The sequence below is a fragment of the Shewanella zhangzhouensis genome, from assembly GCF_019457615.1.
In the GTDB taxonomy this organism is placed as follows: Bacteria; Pseudomonadota; Gammaproteobacteria; order Enterobacterales; family Shewanellaceae; genus Shewanella; species Shewanella zhangzhouensis.
This window is the reverse complement of record NZ_CP080414.1, coordinates 4,503,827-4,513,856: the sequence shown is the minus strand read 5'-3', so window position 1 is coordinate 4,513,856 and position 10,030 is coordinate 4,503,827. Positions and strand designations below refer to the sequence as shown.

11 protein-coding genes are annotated in these 10,030 nt (G+C 55.0%); 7 read left to right on the top strand and 4 right to left on the bottom strand.

Features of this window, described 5'->3' with window-relative positions; all coding sequences use genetic code 11:
- Positions 1–461: 461 nt before the first annotated feature.
- The 5 genes from rpmH (at position 462) to mnmE (ending at position 4,273) form a co-directional block, all read left to right on the top strand.
- The gene (gene rpmH, locus K0H63_RS20010) at positions 462–599 is read left to right on the top strand and encodes a 50S ribosomal protein L34 (RefSeq protein ID WP_011758135.1); all 138 of its coding nucleotides are present in this window, start codon (positions 462–464) and stop codon (positions 597–599) included.
- 16 nt (positions 600–615) lie between these two features.
- Complete coding sequence (rnpA, locus tag K0H63_RS20005; RefSeq protein WP_220066201.1) at positions 616–972, top strand: ribonuclease P protein component; 357 nt, start codon at positions 616–618, stop codon at positions 970–972.
- Positions 939–1,193, top strand: a complete 255-nt coding sequence (gene yidD, locus K0H63_RS20000; protein WP_011758133.1) for a membrane protein insertion efficiency factor YidD — start codon at positions 939–941, stop codon at positions 1,191–1,193. The genes rnpA and yidD overlap by 34 nt, the downstream gene beginning before the upstream one ends.
- Before the next feature lie 4 nt (positions 1,194–1,197).
- Positions 1,198–2,823, top strand: a complete 1,626-nt coding sequence (gene yidC, locus K0H63_RS19995) for a membrane protein insertase YidC (RefSeq protein WP_220066200.1) — start codon at positions 1,198–1,200, stop codon at positions 2,821–2,823.
- 88 nt (positions 2,824–2,911) lie between these two features.
- Positions 2,912–4,273 carry a tRNA uridine-5-carboxymethylaminomethyl(34) synthesis GTPase MnmE gene (gene mnmE / locus K0H63_RS19990; RefSeq protein ID WP_220066199.1) on the top strand — a complete coding sequence of 454 codons (1,362 nt, stop codon included), beginning with the start codon at positions 2,912–2,914 and terminating at the stop codon, positions 4,271–4,273.
- Positions 4,274–4,333: 60 nt separating this feature from the next.
- Here the strand turns inward: mnmE and K0H63_RS19985 are convergent, their stop codons facing one another.
- Positions 4,334–4,945, bottom strand: coding sequence for a LysE family translocator (locus K0H63_RS19985; protein WP_220066198.1), 612 nt, complete (start codon positions 4,943–4,945; stop codon positions 4,334–4,336).
- A 10-nt stretch (positions 4,946–4,955) separates the two neighbouring features.
- Positions 4,956–6,062 (bottom strand): NADH:flavin oxidoreductase, encoded by a 1,107-nt coding sequence (locus K0H63_RS19980; protein WP_220066197.1) that lies wholly within the window; start codon positions 6,060–6,062, stop codon positions 4,956–4,958.
- 84 nt (positions 6,063–6,146) lie between these two features.
- On the opposite strand from K0H63_RS19980, the gene K0H63_RS19975 reads away from it, so the two are divergent.
- Positions 6,147–7,115, top strand: coding sequence for a LysR family transcriptional regulator (locus K0H63_RS19975; RefSeq protein ID WP_258405623.1), 969 nt, complete (start codon positions 6,147–6,149; stop codon positions 7,113–7,115).
- 15 nt (positions 7,116–7,130) lie between these two features.
- On the opposite strand, the gene K0H63_RS19970 is transcribed toward K0H63_RS19975, so the two are convergent.
- Both K0H63_RS19970 and K0H63_RS19965 read right to left on the bottom strand, forming a co-directional pair.
- Complete coding sequence (locus K0H63_RS19970) at positions 7,131–7,709, bottom strand: hypothetical protein (RefSeq protein ID WP_258405622.1); 579 nt, start codon at positions 7,707–7,709, stop codon at positions 7,131–7,133.
- Between the two features lie 129 nt (positions 7,710–7,838).
- Positions 7,839–8,714, bottom strand: a complete 876-nt coding sequence (locus K0H63_RS19965) for a LysR family transcriptional regulator (protein ID WP_220067957.1) — start codon at positions 8,712–8,714, stop codon at positions 7,839–7,841.
- A gap of 173 nt (positions 8,715–8,887) precedes the next feature.
- Here K0H63_RS19965 and K0H63_RS19960 point away from each other — a divergent pair, with 173 nt between their 5' ends.
- Positions 8,888–10,021: an S-(hydroxymethyl)glutathione dehydrogenase/class III alcohol dehydrogenase gene (locus tag K0H63_RS19960; RefSeq protein ID WP_011758127.1), complete on the top strand. Its 1,134-nt coding sequence runs from the start codon at positions 8,888–8,890 to the stop codon at positions 10,019–10,021.
- Positions 10,022–10,030 lie beyond the last annotated feature (9 nt).

Genomic DNA, 10,030 nt, shown 5'->3' with positions numbered 1-10,030 from the left:
TGTTCCATCCCCAAAAAATAACTATCCAAAGGAGGAGTATTCTATCGGGACTCTAACGGGATCGCTATCCTTAAAATAGAATTATCAACAGGGAGATCTCAAGATCTGAATAACTCTGATCAGTCAAGATCGAAAAGGATCTATTTCAAGGCCCAATGGCGGAAATCCTGCTTTATTAAGGGATCCATATTGATCTATAATGCGCGACTTCTGATCTTGTTAGTTACCCTTGGATCTACCAGATATTGTGTAGATGCACAGAGTTATCCACATTCTGTAGGGTTCTTAACAAGGCTAATGAAGAAAAAATCTGGCTGTAATGTGTCGCTGTAGAGTCGCGCTTCTTGACGGGAGGCGTTTAGGTGATTACAATTCGGCCTCTTTTTTATGCCCTTGTCTCTGATTTCTGATTTTTGGTTTCAGCGTCAAGGAATGTTAACCAGTAAAGACGGATTGCCACCATGAGTAAACGTACTTTTCAACCTAGCAACCTGAAGCGCAAGCGTTCTCACGGCTTCCGCGCTCGCATGGCTACAGCTAACGGCCGCAAGGTACTGGCTCGTCGCCGTGCCAAGGGCCGCGCTCGTCTGTCTGCCTAATCAGGTCGACATCTAGGTGACTAGCTACACCTTTACGCGGGAGTTACGTTTGTTAACTCCCGCGCAATTTCAAGCTGTTTTCACCAATCCTATCAAAGCATCTTCTGCTGAAATCACTTTGCTTGCTACTCCCAACACTCAGGAACATCCTCGAGTGGGTTTAACTGTGCCAAAAAAACAGGTTAAACGCGCCCATGACCGCAACCGGGTTAAACGGGTGATTAGGGAAAGCTTCAGAATGCATCAACACGACCTGCCTTCATTGGACATAGTTGTGCTGGTTCGCAAAGGGGTTATGGATTTGGAGAATCCCGAACTTCACAAGCTGGTAGATAAGCTATGGCGCAAACTCAGTCGCCGTTTCAATGGCTAGCCACCAAGCTTATTCGCGGCTACCAAATATTTATCAGCCCAATCCTTGGGCCTAAGTGTCGTTTTCAGCCAACTTGCTCACATTACGCCATTGAAGCCATCCAGCTTCACGGTGTTATAAAAGGCAGTTGGTTTGCAGCCAAACGCATATTAAAATGTCACCCTTTACATCCGGGCGGCAACGATCCCGTCCCTCCGAAAAAAGACAGGTGTAATAAATAAGGCTATGGAATCACAACGCAATCTATTGCTCATCGGCCTGCTGTTTGTCAGCTTTTTGCTTTGGCAACAGTGGGAATCCGACAAGGCGCCCAAGCCAGCCACAGAAGTAACTGCGGCGGCCCAAATCCACGACCAGGCTATCAACAGTGACGTTCCAACAGCCGATGCCGGTGTACCTGCCACAGTGGCAGCAACCCAAAACCTGATCCGCGTTACCACAGATCAACTGGAAATCCAGATTAATCCTGTGGGGGGTGACATAGTGCATGCCGCCCTGCTCACCCATAAGCTGGAACAAAACGAAGAAGCACCTTTTGTTCTGCTGGAGCAGAAAAACAATTTCACCTACATCGCCCAGAGTGGTCTGATTGGTCGTGATGGTATCGACAGCGCCGCCAGTGGCCGCGCCAAGTTCGCTGCCGCCGCCGACGCCTACACCCTTGCTGACGGCCAGGACACCCTGGAAGTGCCTCTGACACTGACCACAGATACCGGTGTGAACTTCACCAAGGTGTTTGTGTTCAAGCGTGGCCAGTTTGATGTGGGCGTGGATTACCGCGTTGCCAACAACTCAGCAGCCCCTGTGCAGGTGCAGATGTATGGCCAAATCAAGCAAACCATCACTGCCAGTGAAAGCAGCATGATGATGCCCACCTATCGTGGCGCCGCCTTCTCAACCGCCGATGTGCGTTATGAGAAGTACAGCTTCGATGACATGGGTAAGAAAGACCTCGAAGAGCCTACTCTGGGTGGTTGGGTTGCCATGCTGCAACACTACTTCGTGTCGGCCTGGGTACCTGCCGCATCTGACAAGAACACCCTGTTCACCTCTGTCAGTGCCGGTGGCCTTGCCAATATCGGCTTTAAAGGCTCAGTTCATGACGTAGCCCCCGGTGCCACTGAAACCATTTCTGCCACCTTCTACGTAGGTCCAAAAGACCAGGCGGCGCTGTCTGCTCTGTCTGACACCCTGAACCTGGTAGTGGATTACGGCTTCCTCTGGTGGTTGGCTGTGCCTATCCACTGGATCCTGATGTTCTTCCAGAGTCTGGTGCACAACTGGGGTGTGGCCATCATTCTGGTGACCCTGACTGTACGTGGTCTCCTGTATCCGCTGACCAAGGCACAGTATGTGTCCATGGCCAAGATGCGTAACCTGCAGCCCAAGTTGCAGGACCTGAAAGATCGCTTCGGTGATGACCGTCAGAAGATGGGTCAGGCCATGATGGAGCTGTACAAGAAGGAAAAGGTAAACCCAATGGGCGGCTGTCTGCCCATCCTGCTGCAGATGCCAATCTTCATCGCCCTGTACTGGGTGCTGCTGGAAAGCGTTGAACTGCGCCACGCGCCGTTCATGCTGTGGATCCAGGATTTGTCGGTGCAGGACCCTTACTACGTACTGCCACTGCTGATGGGCGCTTCCATGTGGATGATGCAGAAGATGCAGCCAATGGCCCCCAACATGGACCCAATGCAACAGAAGATGCTGCAGTGGATGCCGATGATCTTCACCGTATTCTTCCTGTGGTTCCCAGCAGGTCTGGTACTCTACTGGCTGGTGGGTAACCTGGTTGCCATCACCCAGCAGAAGATTATTTATGCCCAGCTGGAGAAAAAAGGCTTAAAATAAGCCCATTTTTCAGGCTACACACTAAAAAGGCGACCTGAGGTCGCCTTTTTGTTTCTTTTTTGAAGTACACCATTAAGCGGAAAGACACGTGACGACAGACACCATAGTGGCACAGGCCACCGCGCCCGGTCGGGGCGGCGTAGGCATTATCCGGGTTTCCGGCAAGCTGGCCAGCGATGTGGCCCATGCCCTGCTGGGACGCCTGCCCAAACCCCGCTACGCCGATTTCTGCGACTTCAAAGCGGCCGATGGCAGCGTGATTGATCAGGGCATAGCCTTGTTCTTCAAGGGCCCCAACTCCTTTACCGGCGAAGATGTACTGGAATTGCAGGGCCACGGCGGCCAGGTGGTGATGGACATGCTCATTCGCGCCGTGCTCAAGGTTAAAGGGGTACGTATTGCCCGCCCCGGCGAGTTCAGCGAGCAGGCGTTTATGAACGACAAGCTGGATTTGACCCAGGCCGAAGCCATTGCCGACCTGATTGATGCCACCAGCGAACAGGCCGCCAAGAGCGCCCTGCACTCGCTGCAAGGTGAGTTCTCGACTCAGGTGCATACCCTGGTGGACAAAATCACCAACCTGCGTCTGTATGTGGAAGCCGCCATCGACTTTCCCGACGAAGAAGTGGATTTTTTGAGTGACGGCAAAATTGCCGCCGCGCTTTACGCCATTATCGACCAGCTTGATGAAGTGCAGGCCAGCGCCAAGCAAGGCAGCATTATCCGTGAAGGCATGAAAGTGGTGATTGCCGGTCGCCCCAACGCCGGTAAGTCCAGCCTGCTCAATGCCCTGGCAGGTAAAGAATCAGCGATTGTGACCGACATTGCCGGCACCACCCGCGACGTTCTGCGGGAGCACATTCACCTCGACGGTATGCCACTGCACATTATCGATACCGCTGGTCTGCGGGACACCACAGACGAAGTGGAGCGTATTGGTATTGAGCGCGCCTGGAGCGAAATAGCAAGCGCCGATCGGGTGCTGTTTATGGTGGATGGCACAGACACGGCGGCGGTTGACCCACACGAGATCTGGCCCGATTTTATCGACCGTCTGCCCCAGGCACTGGGAGTTACCGTGGTGCGCAACAAAGCCGACCTGACCGGCGAGCCACTGGAGGCCACCGAAGAGCAAGGCTACAGCGTCTACCGGATTTCGGCCAAGACCGGCCTGGGTGTGGATGCGCTCAAGCAGCACCTGAAATCGCTGATGGGTTATCAAAGTAACCTCGAAGGCGGCTTTATCGCCCGTCGTCGTCACCTGGAAGCGCTTGAGCAAGCCTCAGAGCATCTGCAACTGGGCAAGGTGCAGCTGGAGGTGTATCTGGCGGGCGAACTGCTGGCCGAGGAGCTGCGGATGGCGCAGCAGGCACTGTCTGAAATCACCGGCGAATTTACCTCAGACGATTTGCTGGGCAAGATTTTCAGCTCCTTCTGTATCGGCAAATAAACCGCTTTCAGCGGCATAAAACGCGATTGTCGCCCAGCGGCAGTCGCGTTTTTTATTGGCTCAACTAAGCAGCCAAAACAGCGCAATACTCACCATCATCAGCGATGACACACGTCCAAGCCAGGCACCGCGGCCCTTGGCCAGCAGCAGTTGATTCACCCTGTGGCCGCCGTAGGCGTAAATCAGCAGATTCAGGCATTCAATCAGTGCCACCAGACTCACAAACAGCAGGGTCTGGATCCCAAGCGGCAAGCTTGGGCTGATAAAAGGTGGCAGCAGCGTCATCATAAACAGCCACGACTTGGGGTTGGAAATGGCCACCGAAAAGCCCCGCAGCATCAGTTCACCACTGCAGCTATCCGCCTGCACCGCCGCCAAACTGGTGGATGCATTACGCCAGCCATCAATCCCCATCCACAGCAGATAAAGCGCGCCAAGGTATTTAAACAGCTGCATCAACAGCGGCTGTTCAACCAACACCTGGGTGTACCCAAGAAGTGCGGTAAGGGCTATCAAGGAAACGCCCACCACTTCGCCGGCAATTACCCACAGCGAGCGCCGGACTCCCAAACTGGCACCAAAACTCAGCGCCAACATCATGCAAAGCCCCGGCGATACCGAAATCACAAAGAAGGTTGGGATAAACATCAGCAGCAACATCCACTCAGACATCTGCCCGCCCTCACCCTTGTGACTCTGGTCGCGCAACCAGTCCGGGGATAGCGCCAAGGTAAGCAAGGCCCGCCTCGGTAAATCCATAGCCATGCAGCAGGGTGGCGGCAAAAGGCGGCGTTAACAGCGGCGTGTCACTGCTAACCCTATGCACCCAATCCGGATTCCCTATGGCAGCAGTGCCAATGGCGACCAGGTCGCCGCCTGCGTCCAGCACCTGCTGCGCCGCCGCGCCATCACGGATATTGCCTGCAAACATCAGTACTGTTTTGCCAATAAGGGCATTGGTCACTTCGCCAAGCAGCGCTGTCTCTTTGCCGCAGGCCTGCTTGAAGCTATCGCCCATGGAAAAATGCACATAATCGATATCCGCTGTCGCCAGTAAATCGGCTACTTCCAGCTGATGATCAAGTTCTATTCCTTCGACACTGGCATAGCTTTCCGGCGACAACCTCACCCCTAACAGGAAGCTGCGGGGCAGTCGCTGACGTATGCCATGGATGATTTCAATCAGCAGCCGGGCACGATTCTCAAGGCTGCCTCCCCAGCGGTCGCTGCGCCGGTTAAGCATGGGATTTAAAAAGTTACACAGCAAAAAGTGATGGGCAGCGTGCAGCTCAACCCCATCCAATCCGGCCTGATAGGCGCGCTCGGCAGAAGCAATAAAGGCAGCTATCAGCTGCTGAATTCCGGCTTCATCAAGCTCAGTCACCCCAAGCGGATAACGGCCACCGGGCGCCTCGGCGCCTGGACCAACAGGTGCAGTGCCATTCAGCGCAGGCGCCGCGCGCACCCCGCCATGATGAAGTTGCACCAACGCCAGCGCGTCGTTGGCCTTTGCCGCCCTGGCAAACCGGCTGAAGGCTTGCTGCTGATGGTCTGTCATCAAGGCTGGCTGCCCTGCCCAGCAGCGACCGCCCGGCCACACTTGGGTAGCCGCCGCAATCAGCAGCCCAAAACCACCTTTGGCACAATGCTCGAGCCAGTCGAGTTCTGCCTGACTCGGATTGCCATCGGCATCGCTCATGTTATGGGTCAGCGGTGCCAGCACGGCACGATTCTTAAGCCGCACACCCGCCCGGGCAAACTCAAACCCGCTGTTTAATGCCTGACGCATTTGTCTCTCCAACTCATCAATCACAATGGCGACACGATAACTCACGACAGAAAAGATATAATCTATCCTTCAGGAAAGATATTAATGCCCAACAAGACACAATCGGCAGTCAATCTCGAGGATAGAAGCATGGGCCAACACAAGCTGGATACCTTGTATTTAATGCGACTGCTGGTCTGCATTGTGCGCTTTGGCTCCTTTGCCAGGGCGGCAGAGCATTTGGGCATTACCCCGAGTAAGGCCTCGAAAGATTTACGCTATTTAGAACAAAGCCTCGGCACTGTGCTGCTTAACCGCACCACCCGCCGGCTACAACTGACCGATGCCGGGGAGCTCACCTACCGCCAGGCAGACCAGATGCTTGCCCTGCACGAACAACTGCTGGACGGGCTACAAAACCGCCGCGAGAGCCTGAGTGGTGAACTGAGGATCACCGCCCCCATGCTGTGGGGTGAAGTGATGCTCACACCTCTGCTGCTTAAATTCAGGCAACAGCACCCATCGGTGCGGCTGGTCACCGACTTCAGTAATCGCACCTCAGATTTGCTGCGGGACAATATTCATGTGGCGTTTCGCAGCACCGAGCTTAACCGCGAGCCCTATCTCGCCCGCTTTATTGCCAGGGATGAGATGGTGCTTTGCGCCAGCAAGGCTTATATGAGTGACAAATCAGCCCTTTGCAGGCCGGAAGAATTACATCAGCACAGCCTTATCAGCCGCTGCACCGATTACTCACGCCACGAACGCTGGACCTTGATGGATAAGGGAAAGGAACTGCATATGGACGTGGCGGGTGAACTTGCCTTCAGCCACAAGCAGGCAATTTATGCCGCCATGCAGCAGGGCTTTGGCATCGCCATCCTGCCCCGCTATCTGGTGGCCGATGAGCTGCAGGCCGGTACTGTGGTCGAAGTCTTGCCCGACTTTCGCCCCAAGGGCGCAAGCTTCTATGCGCTTTACACCCAGCGCCGGGCCGAATCGGCGCTGGTGACTCACTTTATCGACTTTGTGATAGCCGAGATGGCTGCCCGCGCGGCGTTCGACGCAGCCTGAGTGGACTGGAACTTATCAATTGCCCGGAGCTTGCGGACCATTTACCAGAGCCTCATCCAGTTTGGGAAGCTCAGATATGTTTTGCAGGTCGGTCATTTTTTGCAGATCGGTCATTTTTTGCAGATCATCACTTCTTTGCGCCAACACCCGCACTAGGTTTTCCAAATTGGCAGCAAGGGCTTTGGCCTTTTCTTCGGGGAACTTGCCCGCCAGAGAGGTTTCCAACTTCTGACGCAGGGCGGCAAGCACTGCTTCTTTGTCTATATCGTCCACCTTGGTTTTAAGCTCAGCGGCGGCGCCGGCAATCTCCTGCAGTTCGGGCAAAATCCTGGCATTTTTCAGTGGTGCCAGCAGCTCAAGATCCTTCAGGCTGGCGCTGTCCACCTTGTCATCCAGGGTCACCAGCAGGTTATCAACCTTATCCAGGGTCTGTTCGCTGCGCTCAAGGAAGGGCGAAATGGCCGAGTCCTGCACCACGCCGGTCAGCTTATCCACTGTCAGGTACAAAAGCGCGGCCACCACAATCACAGGCATCAGCATGCCGGTAACCAACCCAACCCAGAAATTATTCAAACCGGCTGTAAAATTCTTCATCGCAATTCCCTTTAGTGAAGTCGTACTGAAGCGAGCCATTCCAGCGAAACGACTCGCCTGAATCACATTAGGTTGTTCCACCATTTTCAACAAGTTTAAACGAGGTGGATACTGGCACCAGCTCACACATCAGGCTTTGGGCAACCTGTCGGCCAGCATATTCATCAGATGGCCAATCTTGGGCGACAACTGCCGATTATGGGGATACAAGCCCCAAATTCCCTCTTTGGGTTCCTGAAATGGCTTGAGCAGCACCAGCAAGCGGCCGTCACGAATCGCTTCATCCACGTAATAGCCGGGCAGCTGGGCTATCCCCATGCCCGCCAATGCCGCCGCCAGCAGGGTGTTGCCGCTGCTGCAACTGAGGCGCCCTTTCACCTTCAGGCTGCGAAGCTTGCCCTCTTCCTGAAAACGCCAGAATGGCAGGCTACCGAGCAAACATTGATGACGACCGAGCTCCGACAGCGAATGGGGGGCACCATGGCGGCCGATATAGTCCGGCGACGCCACCAGATACTGCACCCGCTCGGCCAGCTTTCGCGCCATCATAGAGGAATCCGGTAGCACCCCGAGGCGAATCGCCAAATCAAAGCCACCCTGCACCAAATCGAGCTGTTGATTGGTCAGCTCGCATTGCACTTCCACCTGGGGAAACTGCTGCATGTATTCCAGTACTATGGGCATCACATATTGCTCGCCGTAGGTCACAGGCGCCGTCATGCGGATAAGCCCGCGCGGCTCATTTTTAAGGGACGACACCGCCCGCTCGGCTTCATCCAGACCATCGAGCACCTGGCGGCAGTGGCGGTAAAACAGTTGCCCGTCTTCGGTAAGCGACACCTTGCGCGTAGTGCGGTACAAAAGCTTGCTGCCAAGGCGCTCTTCAAGCTCGCGCACCTGGCGGCTCACCTGCGCGGTACTGATCCCAAGCCGACCGGCAGCCGTGGTAAAGCTTTGCGCCTCGGCCACGGCCACAAATTCACAAATCCCTTCCCAGCGCATGATTATTTCTATCCAGTAAAAGTTATTTACCAATAGAGCCAATTATCAATTCACAGTAAATAAATACAATCACATTCACACACAAAGCGTCTGGGCCGTGCCCAGGCATCGGCTTTGGACTATCAATAATGAATCCGGTCATCTGCAAGGCCGCATTTACTGAGGAAGGAAATCCTATGTCTGCATCCTTTATTAAATCCCGCGCCGCCATTGCCTGGGGCCCGGGCCAGCCCTTATCCGTTGAAGAAGTGGATGTGATGTTGCCCAAGGCCGGAGAAGTGCTGGTGCGCATTGTCGCCACGGGCGTGTGCCACACCGATGCCTTTACCCTGTCGGGCGATGACCCGGAAGGCGTGTTTCCGGCTATTTTGGGCCACGAAGGCGGCGGCATTGTGGAAATGGTCGGCGAAGGCGTAACCAGCGTGGCAGTGGGCGACCATGTGATCCCGCTTTACACCGCCGAATGCGGTAAATGTAAGTTCTGTACCTCGGGCAAGACCAACTTGTGCTCAGCGGTGCGCGCCACCCAGGGCAAAGGCCTGATGCCGGACGGCACCACCCGCTTCTATAAAGATGGCGAGCCGATTTATCACTACATGGGCTGCTCCACTTTCAGTGAATACACAGTGCTGCCGGAAATATCCCTCGCCAAGGTCAACCCCGAAGCGCCGCTTGAAGAAGTGTGTCTGCTGGGCTGCGGTGTCACCACCGGCATGGGCGCTGTGCTCAAAACCGCCAAGGTGAAGAAAGGTGACACAGTGGCTATTTTCGGCCTCGGCGGCATTGGTTTGTCGGCGGTGATTGGCGCGACCATGGCCGGAGCCAGCCGCATCATTGGTATCGATATCAACGACAGTAAGTTTGAGCTGGCCAAAAAGCTTGGCGCCACCGACTGCATCAACCCCAAAGACTACGACAAGCCGATTCAGGACGTGATTGTTGAGATGACCGACGGCGGCGTGGATTTTTCATTTGAGTGCATCGGCAATGTGAATGTAATGCGAAGCGCGCTGGAGTGCTGCCATAAGGGCTGGGGCGAGTCAGTGATCATTGGCGTGGCCGGAGCAGGGCAGGAAATTTCCACCCGTCCATTCCAGCTGGTCACCGGCCGGGTGTGGCGCGGCAGTGCCTTTGGCGGCGTGAAAGGACGCTCCGAACTGCCGGGCATTGTTGAACAGTATCTGCGCGGTGAATTTGCCCTGAGTGACTTTATCACCCACACCATGGGACTGGATGCGATTAACGAAGCGTTCGATCTGATGCACGAAGGCAAAAGTATCCGCAGCGTGATCCATTACGATCGCAAATAAGGAGCCGCC